Source organism: Clostridium swellfunianum, assembly GCF_023656515.1.
Classification (GTDB): domain Bacteria; phylum Bacillota; class Clostridia; order Clostridiales; family Clostridiaceae; genus Clostridium_AT; species Clostridium_AT swellfunianum.
In genome coordinates this window covers 1244160-1260615 of the sequence record NZ_JAMOFV010000006.1, presented here as the reverse complement: position 1 = coordinate 1260615, position 16456 = coordinate 1244160, and the positions used below count along the sequence as shown (strand labels likewise).

Annotated in this window: 11 protein-coding genes, 3 tRNA genes and 2 rRNA genes; 14 read left to right on the top strand and 2 right to left on the bottom strand. The window is 36.8% G+C overall.

Annotated features, from left to right (window positions below; translation table 11 throughout):
- The first annotated feature begins 229 nt into the window (after positions 1–229).
- The 6 genes from NBE98_RS05740 (at position 230) to NBE98_RS05715 (ending at position 4437) form a co-directional block, all read left to right on the top strand.
- Positions 230–3135, top strand: a 23S ribosomal RNA gene (locus tag NBE98_RS05740).
- Between the two features lie 50 nt (positions 3136–3185).
- A tRNA-Asn gene (locus NBE98_RS05735) sits at positions 3186–3260 on the top strand.
- Positions 3261–3264: 4 nt separating this feature from the next.
- Positions 3265–3381 (top strand): 5S ribosomal RNA (gene rrf, locus NBE98_RS05730).
- Between the two features lie 9 nt (positions 3382–3390).
- Positions 3391–3466, top strand: a tRNA-Phe gene (locus NBE98_RS05725).
- A 12-nt stretch (positions 3467–3478) separates the two neighbouring features.
- Positions 3479–3553, top strand: a tRNA-Cys gene (locus NBE98_RS05720).
- 179 nt (positions 3554–3732) lie between these two features.
- Positions 3733–4437, top strand: a complete 705-nt coding sequence (locus tag NBE98_RS05715; protein ID WP_250813496.1) for a S24 family peptidase — start codon at positions 3733–3735, stop codon at positions 4435–4437.
- Between the two features lie 45 nt (positions 4438–4482).
- Here NBE98_RS05715 and NBE98_RS05710 read toward each other — a convergent pair whose 3' ends face one another.
- A complete protein-coding gene (locus tag NBE98_RS05710; protein ID WP_250813491.1) occupies positions 4483–6270 on the bottom strand; it encodes a SpoIID/LytB domain-containing protein in 1788 nt (595 codons plus the stop codon).
- A gap of 205 nt (positions 6271–6475) precedes the next feature.
- On the opposite strand from NBE98_RS05710, the gene NBE98_RS05705 reads away from it, so the two are divergent.
- From NBE98_RS05705 to greA, 3 genes are read left to right on the top strand one after another with little or no spacing between them, the layout of a single operon-like run.
- On the top strand, positions 6476–8275 hold the full coding sequence (locus NBE98_RS05705) for a heme NO-binding domain-containing protein (protein ID WP_250813481.1): 1800 nt from the start codon (positions 6476–6478) through the stop codon (positions 8273–8275).
- 5 nt (positions 8276–8280) lie between these two features.
- Entirely contained in the window at positions 8281–9180 is a 900-nt protein-coding gene (locus NBE98_RS05700) for a radical SAM protein (protein WP_432432677.1), read from the top strand.
- 2 nt (positions 9181–9182) lie between these two features.
- Positions 9183–9671 (top strand): transcription elongation factor GreA, encoded by a 489-nt coding sequence (greA, locus tag NBE98_RS05695; RefSeq protein ID WP_250813472.1) that lies wholly within the window; start codon positions 9183–9185, stop codon positions 9669–9671.
- A 14-nt stretch (positions 9672–9685) separates the two neighbouring features.
- Here greA and NBE98_RS05690 read toward each other — a convergent pair whose 3' ends face one another.
- On the bottom strand, positions 9686–10738 hold the full coding sequence (locus NBE98_RS05690; protein ID WP_250813471.1) for a YkvI family membrane protein: 1053 nt from the start codon (positions 10736–10738) through the stop codon (positions 9686–9688).
- A 140-nt stretch (positions 10739–10878) separates the two neighbouring features.
- Here NBE98_RS05690 and NBE98_RS05685 point away from each other — a divergent pair, with 140 nt between their 5' ends.
- From NBE98_RS05685 to NBE98_RS05665, 5 genes are all read left to right on the top strand, one after another.
- A complete protein-coding gene (locus NBE98_RS05685; protein ID WP_250813470.1) occupies positions 10879–12009 on the top strand; it encodes a hypothetical protein in 1131 nt (376 codons plus the stop codon).
- Positions 12010–12111: 102 nt separating this feature from the next.
- Positions 12112–13047: a tRNA modification radical SAM protein MnmL/YtqA gene (gene mnmL, locus NBE98_RS05680; protein ID WP_250813466.1), complete on the top strand. Its 936-nt coding sequence runs from the start codon at positions 12112–12114 to the stop codon at positions 13045–13047.
- Between the two features lie 107 nt (positions 13048–13154).
- Complete coding sequence (locus NBE98_RS05675) at positions 13155–14264, top strand: ABC transporter ATP-binding protein (RefSeq protein ID WP_250813462.1); 1110 nt, start codon at positions 13155–13157, stop codon at positions 14262–14264.
- A 56-nt stretch (positions 14265–14320) separates the two neighbouring features.
- Positions 14321–15268 carry a PucR family transcriptional regulator gene (locus NBE98_RS05670; RefSeq protein ID WP_250813459.1) on the top strand — a complete coding sequence of 316 codons (948 nt, stop codon included), beginning with the start codon at positions 14321–14323 and terminating at the stop codon, positions 15266–15268.
- Positions 15269–15442: 174 nt separating this feature from the next.
- Positions 15443–16456, top strand: coding sequence for a LacI family DNA-binding transcriptional regulator (locus NBE98_RS05665; protein WP_250813457.1), 1014 nt, complete (start codon positions 15443–15445; stop codon positions 16454–16456).

The following is a 16456-nucleotide window of genomic DNA, read 5'->3' as shown; positions in this document are numbered from 1 at the left end:
ATACTCAAACTAACTACTATATAGTAATTAAAAGGGTATACAATTTCGCAAATGAAGTAATGATTACTCGCGTTTTAATTACTTCATAAATAAAAGTCTTAAGTTTAGTGATAGATTTAAGCATGTTCTAAAAGTGCAACAAAATCTAATATTATATCTGCGTAAAGTTCGGTAAAAACATCCGAACATTACTTGATACAACATAAGATTTAGTAAAGCATTTTAGATTGGTCAAGCTACGAAGAGCGCATGGTGAATGCCTTGGCACTAGGAGCCGATGAAGGACGCGATAAGCTGCGATAAGCTTCGGGTAGGCGCAAATAGCCTGTGATCCGGAGATTTCCGAATGGGGCAACCCCCACAGTTAAAACTGTGGATCCTGCATTGAATACATAGGTGCAGGAAGGTAACTCAGGGAACTGAAACATCTAAGTACCTGAAGGAAGAGAAAGAAAAATCGATTTCCTAAGTAGCGGCGAGCGAAAGGGAAAGAGCCCAAACCAGCAATTTATTGCTGGGGTTGCGGACAGTTCATAAATGGAAGCAGGAACTAACTGAAGAGAGCTGGAAAGCTCCGCTATAAAGTGTAATAGCCACGTAAGTGAAAGTGGAAGCTTTTAGAACTGATCCAGAGTACCACGAGACACGTGAAACCTTGTGGGAAGCAGGGAGGACCACCTCCCAAGGCTAAATACTACCTAGTGACCGATAGTGAAGAAGTACCGTGAGGGAAAGGTGAAAAGAACCCCGGGAGGGGAGTGAAATAGAACCTGAAACCGTGTGCTTACAAACAGTCGAAGGGCATTAAAGCCTGACGGCGTGCTTTTTGTAGAACGAGCCAGCGAGTTACGATGTGTAGCGAGGTTAAATACTTAAGGTATGGAGCCGAAGGGAAACCGAGTCTGAATAGGGCAAATAGTTGCATGTCGTAGACCCGAAACCGGGTGACCTATCCATGGACAGGTTGAAGCGGAAGTAAAATTCCGTGGAGGACCGAACCACGTTGGTGTTGAAAAACCATGGGATGAGCTGTGGATAGCGGAGAAATTCCAATCGAACTCGGAGATAGCTGGTTCTCCTCGAAATAGCTTTAGGGCTAGCGTCGGGTAATTGAGTAATGGAGGTAGAGCACTGAATGGGCTAGGGGTCTTTTAGATTACCGAACCCTATCAAACTCCGAATGCCATATACTTTTATCCCGGCAGTCAGACTGCGAGTGATAAGATCCGTAGTCAAAAGGGAAACAGCCCAGATCATCAGCTAAGGTCCCAAAGTGTAAGTTAAGTGGAAAAGGATGTGGGATTTCTAAGACAACTAGGATGTTGGCTTAGAAGCAGCCACTCATTTAAAGAGTGCGTAATAGCTCACTAGTCGAGAGATCCTGCGCCGAAGATGTCCGGGGCTAAAACTTACCACCGAAGCTATGAATGTACCGTAAGGTACGTGGTAGAGGAGCTTCCTGTATGGGCAGAAGTCATACCGTAAGGAGTGGTGGACTGTACAGGAGTGAGTATGCTGGCATAAGTAGCGAGAAATGAGTGAGAATCTCATTGGTCGAAAACCTAAGGTTTCCTGAGGAAGGCTCGTCCGCTCAGGGTTAGTCGGGACCTAAGCCGAGGCCGAAAGGCGTAGGTGATGGACAATCGGTTGATATTCCGATACCACCAATGGCGTTATTAGAGATGGAGTGACACAGAAGGATAGGATGTGCAGACTGTTGGATTAGTCTGTCTAAGCATTTAGGTATTCAGGTAGGCAAATCCGCCTGGATTAGCTGAGGTGCGATGGGGAGCGAAATTTAAGTAGCGAAGTATCTGATTCCACACTGTCAAGAAAAGCTTCTATCGAGGTAATTGGTGCCCGTACCGCAAACCGACACAGGTAGGTGAGGAGAGAATCCTAAGACCAGCGGAAGAATCGTTGTTAAGGAACTCGGCAAATTGACCCCGTAACTTCGGGAGAAGGGGTGCCACAGCAATGTGGCCGCAGAGAATAGTCCCAAGCAACTGTTTAGCAAAAACACAGGTCTCTGCTAAAGCGAAAGCTGATGTATAGGGGCTGACGCCTGCCCGGTGCTGGAAGGTTAAGGGGATTGGTTAGCCGTAAGGCGAAGCCATGAACTTAAGCCCCAGTAAACGGCGGCCGTAACTATAACGGTCCTAAGGTAGCGAAATTCCTTGTCAGGTAAGTTCTGACCCGCACGAATGGCGTAATGACTTGGGAACTGTCTCAACAACGAATCCGGCGAAATTGTATTGCGAGTGAAGATGCTCGCTACCCGCGATTGGACGGAAAGACCCCGTAGAGCTTTACTGTAGCTTAGCATTGAGATTCGGTATTGTCTGTACAGGATAGGTGGGAGACTGGGAAACAGGGTCGTTAGGCCCTGCGGAGTCATCCTTGGGATACCACCCTGACAGTACTGAGTTTCTAACTGGCGGCCATGAATCTGGTCACAGGACATTGTTAGGTGGGCAGTTTGACTGGGGCGGTCGCCTCCTAAAATGTAACGGAGGCGCTCAAAGGTTCCCTCAGAGCGGTTGGAAATCGCTCGAAGAGTGTAAAGGCAGAAGGGAGCCTGACTGCGACACTTACAAGTGGAGCAGGTACGAAAGTAGGACTTAGTGATCCGGTGGTTCCTCGTGGGAGGGCCATCGCTCAACGGATAAAAGCTACCTCGGGGATAACAGGCTGATCTCCCCCAAGAGTCCACATCGACGGGGAGGTTTGGCACCTCGATGTCGGCTCGTCGCATCCTGGGGCTGAAGTAGGTCCCAAGGGTTGGGCTGTTCGCCCATTAAAGCGGCACGCGAGCTGGGTTCAGAACGTCGTGAGACAGTTCGGTCCCTATCCGTCGCGGGCGCAAGAAGTTTGAGAGGAGCTGTCCTTAGTACGAGAGGACCGGGATGGACTAACCTCTGGTGCACCAGTTGTCACGCCAGTGGCACGGCTGGGTAGCTATGTTAGGACGGGATAAACGCTGAAAGCATCTAAGCGTGAAGCCCACCTCAAGATAAGACTTCTCATAGCGTAAGCTAGTAAGACCCCTTGAAGAACACAAGGTTGATAGGTCAGAGGTGTAAGTGTGGTAACATATTTAGCTGACTGATACTAATAGGTCGAGGGCTTGACCAAATATATTTTAATCTGTGCAATTTTGAAAGAACAAAATTCTTTCTACATATTCCGTGGTAGCTCAATGGCGGAGCATTCGGCTGTTAACCGAAGGGTTGGAGGTTCGAGTCCTCTCCACGGAGCCATTTATCTGGTGATGATGGCGAGAAGGTTACACCCGTTCCCATACCGAACACGATGGTTAAGCTTCTCAGCGCCGATGGTACTGCTCGGGAGACTGAGTGGAAGAGTAGGACGTTGCCAGGTCATTTATTTGGCTAGATAGCTCAGTCGGTAGAGCAGAGGACTGAAAATCCTCGTGTCCCTGGTTCGATTCCTGGTCTAGCCACCAAAAAGTGAATAAGGCGCTATAGCCAAGTGGTAAGGCAGAGGTCTGCAAAACCTCTATTCCCCAGTTCAAATCTGGGTGGCGCCTCCATATACATAGAACGTTCTGGATTTTTCAGAGCGTTTTTTATATTTTATTTAACACTTAAAAATAAAATAATTTAGATAATTAAAATATCACATAGAAAATTTATTTAGTTTATAATAAAATGTATGTAGTGGCTATTATTTATTTTACGTGTACATGAGAAAGGCAGGAGAGATTTACTTATGAGTAGAGCAGGAGAGAGATTGCAAAATATAAGAACACAACTTGGATTAAGCCAAAAGCAGCTAGCTAAGAAGCTTGGTGTAGCCGAGAATTTTATAAATGAAGTAGAGCAGGGAAGAAAGATTCTAAGTGAGGCACTTATAAATAAGCTTTCTAAGCTTACAGGAAAAGATATAAATGATATAACTATGTCCATCGAGGAAGAAGCTTCTAGAGAAGAAGTTGATATAAAATCAGATGCAGTAAGAGTCAATAGAGTTGCATCAACAAAAGCATCAAACAAAGAGTTGCCTAAGGTAAATGATGTGTGGAGCGACGCTTTAAATTCAGTATTAAAAACTATACCTGTATGCAAATATGACTTAAAGGAAACAGTAGGCAGCAGACAGCTTCCAGTAGTATCTAACAAGGTGGAAGGTCATGCCCTAGATAAAGTAATATATCTATTAATTGAAGAGGACGACATGATAGGTTTTAGAATAGGTAAAGGAGATATAGCCTTTGCTCATTTAACCCATGAAGCAGAAAATAACGCTATCTGCCTTCTTGAAATTAATGGAGAGAGGGTTATAAGACAAATTAAAAAGCTTGACAACAGCAAGGTGCTTTTAATAAGCAATAAAGGAAGCTTGAGGACTGAGACAGCATATATCAAAGATATAAATGTTATTGCAAGACTTGATAGGGTTGAAATAAAGTTATAGTAAAGTAGGGAGGATTAACAGTTTTTATTGTTAATCCTCCCTATTTTAGTATACTGTCTCTAGTTTTACATTTTTATAAAAAGTATTAAGAATTTGATCAAACTTTACTCCATTTTTAGAAAGCTCGATTGCTCCATATTGACTCATTCCTGCACCATGTCCAAAGCCACCACCGTATACGATAAACTTTCCATCTTTTTTCTCTACAGAAAAGAAGGCTGAAGGAAGAGAACTTACTGTTGTGAGAGGGTTTCCTTTATGCCGTACCAATGCAGTAGGTTCATTTGTATATTCTTGATTACACTTTATGGAACTTCTTATATAAGAGTCGCTTCTTACATTAACTGTCGCATTTGAGAATATGAAAGAAATCTCCATTACTATGCCGCCAGCTCCTCTTTTAAGTATCTTAGTGTCTTGAAGCTCTTTAAGCTCTGGCATGTCTTTAACCTCTTTTGAATTTTCATAAACAGTTATGAAACTCTTGCCTCTCTCGCTAGCATAAAGGCTTTTTAAAGTCTTATTTAGTGCTGTAGTAAAGCCTAAAGATGAGTATTCTATTTTCCATCTAAAGTAGGGGTAATCGCTATCTATTGCCTTTATAGAAGTACTTTTATAAAAATTTAACCACTCCTCTTCAGATTTTGGAAGCTGTTGGTTAGAAGTCAGGTAATTGTTTGTTGCAATATAGGGTTTATCTTCACTGCTGCCGTCTGGATTAAACCATACATCTTGATAATCAACGCCAGTACCAGCAGAAGTTGAATAATATTTGGCATCAATAGGTAGATTATTATAAGTCATTATCATTCCTTTTGTAGTGTTAACGGCTTGGGTTGAAAGCGACTGCATAGGAGTATTGTTGTAAACCTGGCTTCTTGTACTGTCATCTACATAAAAGCCTAGGTTTGCAAATCTATTTGCAAGCATGTCGGATATAGCATAGGTTCTTGCTGCTATTGCTTGGCACTTTAGTGACTCTAATCCTCCAGTAGCCGGCATTTCAGAGGGAACTACTTTTCTTAAATAATCCTCAAGATCGACCTCATTAATTACATTCATTCCATTTTCCAGTATATTAAACTCTAGAACACCACTGTAGGTTGGATTAAAGTTCTCTGAGCCTCTTTTTACTGATTGTATGGTAAGTGCATCACCTTTCAAATAAATTCTATCTTTGTAAGCTACAGTTTTATTGTTAATAGTCAGCTTTAGATTTTTTCCTTCACGTTCAACTATTAAAACAGTGTTTTTAGGAATATCTGTGGCTAAGTTTTCTCTTAGACTGTAAAGCTTAGCTACAGAGTCGGTTTTTAATTGAACCTTATCATGATATGTAGAGCTAAAACCAGTGTTTGAGAGTCCAACTCTCATGGTAGAATAATTGCTTGGAAAAACTAAAAAGGTTTTTAATTGATTGCTCTTATCTTTAAAGTACTTTACGTTTGGTTTTCCAACTATAAGGTTCTTGCTGCTGGAGATTGTAATGTTATTAGAATTATCTAAAGAATAAAAGTTAGCTTTATTGGAAACAGTTGCTTTTCCCAAGGTTTCTAAATCATATTGATAATTATCTTTAATCATAATCCTATCTGATATGGGGGCTACTTCTTTAAAGCTGTAGGCTCTTAATAGATTATATTTAAAATTAACAACAGTTAATTTGGGAAACTTGGTAGATGCCTTAAAACTTTTTGTTTTGTTATTAATTAATAACTTAATAACAGTAGGATTTTGATTAATAACAATTCCATGTTCTACTTGACGAGGGAAAAATATTACTAATACTGCTACTATTAAAAGCAGTATAAAAACTCTAAGTATATTTTTCATTATATAACCCCTTTCATTTTGTTAGTACATACATTATATTATATTATATAACACTTACTGCATTTCTAGCATTTTTGCAGTATAAAAACTTAAAAATAGTTATAGTTAAAATTGTTCTATGAAGATATTAATAAAACCTGCTTAGTAGGCGATAATTATTATTAGATATAAAGCTAGGAGTCAAGAAAAGAGGGAGAGTGCAAAAATGAAAGGGACAGTAGTTGCAACTTGGATAAGAACCTGCAGAAGGTTATATGGTGACATCGTAGTGGACAAGGCTATGATTGCAAATGGTTGGAGCAGTGGTAAAATCTTTTCACCAGCAGAAAATGTTGACGATGAAAAGATCATTTCTGTTATAGTTCAAATAGCTAGGAGTCAAAACCTAGAAGTTAAGGATTTATGGAGAAATATAGGAAAAGATAATTTAAAGTCTTTTGCTGAGGACTTTCCTGCGTTTTTTGAACATGAAAATTTATATTCATTCTTAAAATCTATGTACGATGTTCATATTGTTATGGTTAAAAGGCTTCCAGGGGCAGTACCTCCACTTGTTGGAATAGAAGCAATATCAAACAAAGATGCTATTTTTTCCTATAAATCCAAGAGAGCTATGTTTGATTATTTTCTTGGGATGCTCGATGGCAGCTGCGAGAGATTTAATGAGAAAATTAAAATTCAGGAGCTTGAAAGGACAAGCGATTCTTTAAAGCTTAAACTCACCTTTGAAAAAGATATATTCTTCAAGAAAAAATATCATTTTAGTAAGTTATTATCTTTAGGGTTTATAAGAAATTTTGGTGCTAAGGTTTCGGTATTTACTTTTATTATATCTGCTTTAAGCTCAGTGTTATTAATGGGTACAGATAATATAGCAAGGCTTTTGTTGGCAGCTCTAGTGCCAGCAGCAGCATCCTTTATTGCTTCATCTGTATTAGTTGCACCGAAGCGTCTACTAGAGGAAACTTTAAACAAAATGAGTGCCAACAATTTTGTTGAAGATATTGAGATTGATACAAAAGACTTCTTTGAGGAATTGTTTAAATGTGTATCAGGACATAAGAAGACTATTAGGGCTGATTTCGTTGGCTTTAAAGGCATAACTGATGAAATGAATACTTTTGCCGATAGAATTAATATAATTACAGATTCTATGAATACTACTTCAGTTGAGATAACAGACGTAGTTGAACAGGTAGCAAATAGCTCGGTTGATCAGGCCCAAAATACTGAGAGAGCTGTTTCCATACTCAACGATAATATTCAGGCTCTAAGAAGCATTGTCAAGAATGAAAATACTAATAAGGATGAGCTGCAGCAAGCAATAGACAAGATTAACAACAGCTATAGGAATGTTGAAAATACAAGCAAAAATATATTAGGAAGTCTTGAAAAATTCCAAGAGGTTAAGGACAAGGGAGAAAATCTTGAGTCTAAGGCTAAGGATATAACAAATATTGTTTCTATTGTTTCTGGTATCTCAGAACAGACTAATCTGCTTGCTCTTAATGCATCGATAGAGGCTGCTAGGGCTGGAGAGGCAGGAAGAGGATTCTCTGTAGTTGCTGAAGAAGTAAGAAAGCTTGCAGAACAGACTACAGGAGCTGTACAAGAAATAAACTCCAATCTTGCTCAGTTTGTTGATGAGATAAAGGTTTTAGTAGATAAGATAGAGGATCAATATGGTGTACTGGAAAGCGAGACTGGTAATCTTCAAAGGGTAAGAGATATAAGCTATGAAGCAACTACTTCGATACAAACCGTTTCAGAATCAACCATAAGGACAATAGAGGAACTTAATAAGGAAACAGATTCTATAGCGAGTATTTACGATACTCTAGAATCCCTTGCTGCAATTGCTGAGGAGAATTCTGCTTCTTCAGAAGAGGTTAGTGCAAGTGTTGCTAACTATACAAATGAAATAGGTAAATTAATTGATAACATTCAAGAATTTAAGAAGATAACTCAAAGCTTTAAGTCTGACTTAGGAAGGTATAAGATTTAATAATGATGGACTTATTAAGAAGTTGCAGGCTTTGCCCTAGAAATTGTGGTGTAAATAGATTTGATAATAGGGTTGGATTTTGCGGTTCTGGTAAAAATATTAAGGTTGCTAGAGTTTCTCTACATCATTGGGAGGAACCCTGTTTGTCTGGCGAAAAAGGATCAGGAACTATATTCTTTTCTGAGTGTAATTTAAAGTGCGTATTTTGCCAAAATTATTCTATTAGCCATAAGGGCGTGGGTAAAGAAATAACAGTTGAGAGACTCTCAAGTATTTTTTTAGAGCAGCAGGAAAGAGGAGCTCATAACATAAATTTGGTTACACCAACACATTTTGTTCCTCAGATAGTAGAGGCCTTGAAACTTGCTAAGAATAACGGGCTTAAGCTGCCTATCGTTTATAACAGCAATGGATATGAAAATGTAGAGACTGTAAAGGCACTTAGAGGATATATAGATATATATCTTCCAGACTTAAAATATTATGAGGATAAGTATGCTGTAAGGTATTCACATGCTCCAGGTTATTTTAAGGTTGCCTCACAAGCAATAGAGGAGATGTTTTCTCAAGTTGGAAAGCCAAAGTTTGATGAAGATGGTATGATGACTAGCGGAGTTATTATTAGGCATTTAATGCTTCCTGGACTTTTATTTGATTCTAAAAAAATAATTGATTATATTTGGCAAACCTTTAAGCATTCTATTTTTATAAGTATTATGAATCAATATACTCCTGTAAATAATGTTTCTCAGTATCCAGAAATAAACAAGCCGCTCAATCAGAAGCATTACGAAAGCTTAATAGATTATTGTTTATCTTTAGGAATAAAAAATGCCTTTATTCAAGATGAAGGAACTGTGTCTGAAAGTTTTATTCCGGATTTTGATTTAAGAGGGGTTGAGTAGTATTGCATAATTACCTTACGGAAGAAGCAATTAACAAGCTTAAAGAGGAAATTGAGCATAGAAAAGTTGTTGTTAGAAAACATATTAATGAGGACTTAAAGGAAGCTAAATCTCATGGGGACCTTAGTGAGAACTTTGAATATAAGTCAGCTAAGAGGGATAGGGCACGAAATGAAAGCAGAATAAGATATTTAGAGAGAATGATAAAGACTGCTAGGATAATAGAAGATACTACTGCTAATGATGAGGTTGGCTTAGGTAAAAAAGTTACTTTAAGGTTTTTAGATGATGATGATACAGAAGAATTTAAGATAGTAACTACCATAGAAGCAGACCCTATGAACAACATGATAAGCATAGAGTCGCCAATAGGCAAGGTTATTTATAAGCATAAAATTGGAGATAAGGTTAATGTTGTTTCTCCTGAAGGAGAATATAAGGTTAGAATAGAAAAAATTGAATTAGCAAATAAAAAGTCAGCTGAGGAATAATCAGCTGACTTTTTTTATTTGCATTTTTTAAAATAAAAGAATGTACATTGAATCATAAATAAAAGGCTTATCACTCCAAAAGCAGGATAAATGACTCTTATTAAATTAACAAATCCAATCTGAGATATTGGGATAGCTATTAAGATTACTAACACTACTGCTGTTTTATAAGGAATATCAAAAATTTGGGTAATAGCTTTTCCCACACTGTAAACATCCGAAACTTCTGTTGAAAACATTTCTAGCCATATTATAAACATAAGCATCATTTGAAGTAGGGTGCCAAATCTATGGGATATGTATAAAAGTGGTATTTCATATTTAAATATGTAAGGAACGTTTAATAGCAGCATGAAGTTTATTATAAAGGTAAGTCCGGTAAGGACAAGAGCACCCATTACAATACCCCATAACATGCTTTTTCTATTTCTTATCTCTGCACTGAGCGGAACTATAACTCCGCTGCAGCCTAAAATATTAAAGCCGCTGTACAGCAAGGATGATATAAGCCAATTAGTTTTATAAGTTGGAGCGCTTTTAACAGTATTAAGGCTTACAATATCCTTATTGAAAAATATGAACATTGCAAAAATAGTTAAAAGAACTATTATAAGTGACGGTACTATAAAGGAATTAACTTCGATAAGTCCTTTTGTATCTCTAAGCAGTACTAAGAGTGAAATAACAGCCATAGCTATAATTCCTATCCATTTGGAGATACCAAAATATTGATTAACTAAAGCTCCACTGCCGGCTAATATAATTGCTGCTCCGCTTATTAGGAATAAGCTTGTTATTCCATCGGTAAAGTTTGCAAATAATTTTGGTCTGATTACTAGATTTATTAGCTCATTATAGGATTTTAGATTAAATTTAAGACTAATAGAAGATATCATATATCCCATAGCTATGTATATAAGACAGCATAATACTATTCCTCCAAAGCCCTTATAGCCATATTCAGTAAAGAATTGCCTTATTTCCTGCCCAGAGGCAAGTCCAGCACCAACGATGGTTCCAATAAAAACCGCTGCAATTTGAAATGCAAGTCCAACACCACGTCGCAAAAAAATTCCTCCTCTATACTTGTTCGTTCTATATAAATATATAAAAAAAATTTAAAATAATGTATTCGCAAATTAAATTTTTATTTTTTGGGAAACTATATATAAGAAAAATGCTAGATATTGCTTTGAGGAGGATACAAATGATGAGACGTATACATATAAAAAAGCTTATGTCCTGTATTTTAGCGTGTTGCATTATAACAACTTTTTCAGCGTGTAAAAGTGAAAAGAAAAAAGGTCAAACTGAACAGGGAAACGAATTTGAAATTAAAGTAGCTCAAAATGTAGTAGATGTCTATATGAAAGCCTTAATGAAGGAAGATATGGAGAATGCAAAGAAACTTTATACAAAGGAACTAGCTGAAAAATCAAAGGAAGCAGGTAAAAGCGATTTAAAGGTTAAGGGTTATAGTGTTGAGGAAACAAGTGAAGTTGGAAGGAGCGGGTTCTTTAAAATTAAAGTAACAAGAATGAGTTTGGATAAGCCTGTTGCAACTTTGGAAGAATGCAGTGTAAAGGTTGTTAAGGAAGGTACAGACTACAAGATAGACGAAGTAAAAAATGAAACAGAAAAAGAAGCTTTTCTTGAACAAGACACTATTAGAGTTAGAAGTAAAAATAATATTAAAACTAATTTGCTTATAGATAGCAGCAGTTTTCCTCAATATGCTTTTTCTAAGGATGATAAAGGGAACCTATCAAAGCAGATAGTTCCTAGAAACAAGTTTTCAGTTATGAACTTTGGATATGAAGGTGAAAGAATAGCCATATCCTCTTATGATAAAGATTCATACATCGGTATAATCAAGATTGATGAAAGCATGGCCACCCAAGGCGGTGGAGGCGGCGGAGGTGGAGAAGGTCAGGGCGAAGGAGATCAAGGTGGCGGAGGCAATAAAAAAGGCTCACAAGGCTCTATGACCAGAGAAAAGCCAATAGGAAAAGAAATGACTTCGCTGGATTTATTAAAAGATGCAAAAATAGAATTTATGACATTTTCCAATGGAGAGAAATTTTTGGTAGTTCAATATAATAAATCTAACCTAGGAAGATGTATAAGGATTTATAATACAGACAGCGGAGAACTTATAAAAGAAAAATTTGAAGAGAAGTATCCTTATGGGAAGGTTGAAATTGTATTTTCCTCTTTTGATAAAGATGTGGTAAACTTTGAAGTGGTTCAAAAAGATATGAATGATAAAGCAGCTGCTGAATTAGCAGGTAAGTATCAAATGAACCTGAAGGAAGAGTTTAAGATAAAGAGACTTTAAGATATAATATAAGTAAAATAAAAAAAGAATATAACTAGAAAAGAATATAACTTCTTAACTTCTTATGTTGTTATATTCTTTTCTTTTGAAAGGAAGATACTAATGAAAAAGGAATGGGGCGATAAAAGATATTATAGTCTCAATTATTTTTTGAGAGAGAAGTTTGGCGAGAAGGTGTTTAAAATTTCACTAGATGCAGGATTTTCTTGCCCAAATAGAGATGGGACTATAAGCAAGGGTGGCTGTGTATTCTGCAGCGAAAGAGGTTCAGGAGATTTTGCAGGAAATAGATGCTTTTCAATAACTCGTCAGTTTGAAGATATAAAGGAAATGATGAATAAGAAGTGGAAGGAAGGAAAGTATATAGCTTATTTTCAAGCTTATACTAATACCTATGCTCCAATAAGGGTTTTAAGAGAGAAGTATGAGGAGGCTATAAATCAGCAGGGGGTTGTAGCTCTTGCTATAGCTACAAGACCTGATTGCCTTGATGATGAGGTATTAGATTTACTAGAGGAGTTCAGCAAAAAGGTATATGTCTGGGTGGAATTAGGGCTTCAAACCTCAAACGATAAAACAGCAAGGCTTATAAACAGGGGTTATAAGATTGAGGTGTTTGAAACAGCTTTAGAGAAGCTAAATAAAAGAAACATCGACGTAGTAGTCCATGCAATTTTTGGACTTCCTGGAGAAAGTAAAGAGGATATGCTTAATACTATTGATTATATAGCTCACAAAAAAGTTAAAGGTATAAAGCTTCACTTGCTTCACCTTATGGAACAAACCCCAATGGTTAAGCTATATGAGACGGGGGTATTAAAGTTTTTGGACCAAGAAGAGTATATAGAATTAGTTTGTAAAGCTGTAACTATGCTTCCAGAAGATATAGTAGTTCATCGCCTCACAGGGGATGCACCTAGAGAACTTCTGATTGGGCCTATGTGGAGTCTTAAAAAATGGGAAATACTAAATGCAATTGATAGAAAGTTTATAGAAAATGATTGGTACCAGGGTTTGTACTTTTCTACAAAAGGATAGTTTTACTTTTGTAAAGTTTACGAATAGATTTAAAAAGGTTTACATGTTAAAATAACATTATGATTATTGAACATAATAAACCTAACGATTAGAGGGGGAAATATAAAATGGCAAATTTATCACTAAAAAGCATTTATAAAATCTATCCTGGTAACGTAACTGCAGTTAGAGATTTCAATCTGGATATAGAAGACAAAGAGTTTATAGTTTTCGTAGGACCATCTGGTTGCGGTAAGTCCACAACTCTTAGAATGATAGCTGGTCTTGAAGAAATATCACAAGGTGAGCTTAATATAGGAGACAAGTTAGTTAACGACGTAGCACCAAAGGATAGAGATATCGCGATGGTTTTCCAAAACTATGCGTTATATCCACATATGAGTGTTTTTGATAACATGGCATTTGGTCTTAAGTTAAGAAAAGTTCCAAAAGCTGAGATTGAAAAGAAGGTTAGAGAAGCTGCTAAGGTTCTTGATATCGAGCACTTATTAGATAGAAAGCCAAAAGCACTTTCCGGAGGACAAAGACAAAGAGTTGCTCTTGGAAGAGCGATAGTTAGAGAGCCAAAGGTATTCTTAATGGACGAACCATTATCAAACCTTGATGCTAAGCTAAGAGTTCAAATGAGAACTGAAATATCAAAGCTTCATAAGAAATTACAAACAACTTTCATATATGTAACACACGACCAAACAGAAGCTATGACAATGGGAACAAGAATAGTTGTTATGAAGGACGGAGTTATTCAGCAAGTTGATACTCCACAATTCATATATGACCATCCAGCTAACATATTCGTTGCAGGATTCATAGGGTCACCTCAAATGAACTTCATAGATGCAAAGGTAGAAGAAAAGGGTGGAAAGATTGTTCTTGCATTCGGAGAAGAATCAGTAGAACTTCCAGCAGACAAAGCAGCTGTTATTAAGAAGGCTGGTTATGTAGGCAAGGATGTTATAATGGGTATTAGACCAGAAGATATAGATGATAGTGAAGAGTTTATAGCTAAGCACCAAGAAGCTATAATGACAGCGTCAGTTGAAGTTACAGAGCTTATGGGAGCTGAAACTTATATCTACCTTGCAAAAGGAAAGTCAAATATCGTTGCTAGAGTAAACGGAAGCTCAAAGGCTAAACCTGGAGATGTATTAAAGCTTGCTTTAGATACAACTAAGATTCACGTATTTGACAAAGAAACAGAAAATACTGTAATCTAGATATAGAGCTTTATAGCAATATATACAAAAGAAACAACGTGCGAGGTGGAAGTTTAATGTACAATTTTCAGAGTTTTCTAAGTGACTTGGATTTGAATACGGGCATAAGCTTCAGCATTAGGCTTGAGGATGATACCGTACTATATTCAAGTATTAAAGATGACCAACGCTCTGACAGGGTATCTGAAATGATAAATCTTGGAGCTTCAAAAGCAATTTTGGAGTTAACAGAGGAATATAAAAATTGTACATCGCTTCTAAGATATACTATTGAAAATAAATACAGAGAAATATTTTCAATGAGGGAACAATCCCTCATTGATATCTTAGAAGGAAAGGATATTTCAGCTGATAAGCTTGAAAGGAACTTTCCTTTTCTTGCAAAAGGATGTACACTTTTTCTTGTAAGCGTTGATGGAAGTAGATATGAAGCACTTAATATTGTTAGGCAGCTTTATAACGAAAGTGAAGCAGTGAGTATGATTTACGATGATAGAATTATAGTGCTCGGTGTTTTTGAAGAAGTAGATGAGCATGCAAGAAGTATTAAAGATTCCATAGTATCTGATCTTTATTGCCGCTGCAATGTTAGCTATGGAAGTACTATTTATAATATAAAGGATATAAAAAAATCCTATGAGCAAGCTAATGAATGCTTGATTTTAAGCAAAAACTTTGGTATAAAAGAAGAAATATATTTTTATGATCGAATGCTGTTTGAGAAAATAGTTTATAATATAACTGAAAATGTAAAACAAGAGCTTTTACATAGATTCAGAGACAAATTCAATTTTTTTGATAATGAAATTATAAATACTATTGAAGAGTTTGTTAATTGCGGCTTGAATATAAGTGATGCGGCTAGAAGACTTTATGTACATAGAAACACTCTTATATATAGGCTTGACAAGATAACAAAAGAAACAGGCTTTGATATTAGAAACTTTAAGGAAGCAACAGTTTTTATAATTGCTTTCCTAGTTTGGAAGGAAGATAATATGTAAGGCGTAAAGATTATGAATCTTTACGAGCAGAATAAGGAATTCAAAAGGCGTAAAGATTATCAATCTTTGCGAACAGAATAAGGAATTCAAAAGGGGTAAGAAATTACCCCTTATTTTAAGCATAAAGTGTCTAAACGTTTGCACGTATATCTTTATAATAAAGAGGTTATGGATATGAATGTCACAATAAAAGAAGTAGCAAAATTGGCAGGTGTTTCACCTTCTACAGTATCAAGAGTAATATCTGATAGTCCTAGAATAAGTGATGAAACAAAGAGAATTGTAAGAGATGCAATGAGTGAATTAGGTTATCACCCTAATGCTATAGCAAGAAGCTTGGTAAGTAAAGCTACAAATACCATAGGTATAGTTATGCCTCAATCCACGGAAAGAGCGTTTTTAAATCCGTTCTTTCCGCAAGCACTAAGCGGTGTTTCAGCTGCAGCTCATGAGCAGGGCTACTGCATCCTTCTATCTACAGGAAATACCGAAAAAGAGCAGCTTGATTCTTTGCAAAGCATTGTTACTGGTGGAAGAGTAGATGGAGTTATCATAATGTATTCCCCTGTAGATAATTCTCCTATGGAAATACTTAAAAAGTTTGGAACGCCATCTGTAGTTATAGGAAAGCCTTTAAAGTCTAAGGACGTGCTTTATGTAGATAACGACAACGTAGAAGCTTCCTTTAAGGTTACTGAAAAGCTTATAAGTAACGGTCATAAAAAAATTGCTTTCATAAGTGGGTCCTTTAGGTTTGTAGTATCCCTAGACAGACTTGATGGATATATGAATGCTCTTAAAAGACATGATATACCCTTTAGAAAAGAGTATATACTAGAACTCTCTGAGTTTATAACACAAGGCGCATATGAAAAGACTAAACAGCTGTTGACTCTTAGTGAAAGACCTACAGCTTTAGTTGTAACTGATGATGTTATGGCGTTTGGAGCTATGGATGCTATTAAGGAATGTGGCTTAAGAATTCCCGAAGACATTGAAATTATGAGCTTTAATAATGTACCTTCTTCAGAGCTTACTAATCCAAGCTTAACATCTGTGGATATAGATGCCTTTACCTTAGGATACGAAGCTTCAAAGCTTATTATTGAAAAGATTAAGGGAGAAGCTAATAGGGAAAAGGTTATTGTTCCTACTAAAATTGTATATAGAGAGACTTCTCGTCTCTAA